Genomic DNA, 256 nt, shown 5'->3' on the forward strand with positions numbered 1-256 from the left:
TTGCATACCAACGCAGCGTGGATCAGTTTTTCCGAATCCCTTTTGGAAACGATCGGGAAGGCAGAGGTGGAACGCGGCCTTGTCGCACTTGCCCATGTGTTGCAGCATGTGGCCCCGCTCTTTGTCATGTGCGACCCGCAGGATTTGCATGTGATTGCTCAACGAAAAGCAGTTCATTCCGGCCAACCGTCCATTTTCCTCTATGATCGGTATCCGGGTGGGATCGGGTTAAGCGAACAGGTTTACGCAGAGATGG

1 protein-coding gene is annotated in these 256 nt (G+C 53.5%); it reads left to right on the forward strand.

Going from position 1 to position 256, the window contains the following annotated elements; all coding sequences use genetic code 11:
- On the forward strand, nucleotides 1-256 hold a 256-nt coding region (locus MXD62_RS09080; protein WP_248828931.1), incomplete at both ends, for a DUF1998 domain-containing protein.

Origin of the sequence: Frankia sp. Mgl5, assembly GCF_023242985.1 — a bacterium.
Taxonomy (GTDB): domain Bacteria; phylum Actinomycetota; class Actinomycetes; order Frankiales; family Frankiaceae; genus Parafrankia; species Parafrankia soli.